The 431-nt window shown below is 60.1% G+C and carries 1 protein-coding gene; it reads right to left on the reverse strand.

What is annotated here, in order from left to right; all coding sequences use genetic code 11:
- Positions 1-431, reverse strand: a 431-nt coding sequence (locus EOA29_RS40205; protein WP_127222597.1) for a radical SAM protein, incomplete at both ends; no start/stop codon positions are given.

A 431-nucleotide genomic window follows, 5' to 3' on the forward strand; every position in this document is an offset into this window, starting at 1 on the left:
CCATAGAGCAGGTCCAGATTGACGGATGCAACGCCCCGCGCGCGGACCGCATCGACAATGCTTCTCGTGAGGGCAAAACTCTGCTCGCGATTGATAGCCCTCTGCACTTTGGGATCGAAGTCCTGGACGCCAAGGCTCGCTCTCGTCATGCCGATCGCAGCGAAGGCATCCAGCCGCCCTTCGTCCATATCGTTTGGGTCGATCTCGACGCTAAGACTGGCATCATCGAGAAAGTCGAACCGGTCCCGCAACGCTCTACCGAGCGCCAGGATGTCGTCGGGCTTCAGCATCGTCGGGGAGCCGCCCCCGAAATGGACGGCGCGGACCTTGCCCCGACCGCTCACAAACCTGCCGACAGTTTCGATCTCCCTATGTAGGGAGTGCAGAAAAGTGGCCACAGGAGCATAGTGACGTGTCTGCTTGGTATGGCA

The organism is Mesorhizobium sp. M1E.F.Ca.ET.063.01.1.1 (assembly GCF_003998155.1).
Classification (GTDB): Bacteria; Pseudomonadota; Alphaproteobacteria; order Rhizobiales; family Rhizobiaceae; genus Mesorhizobium.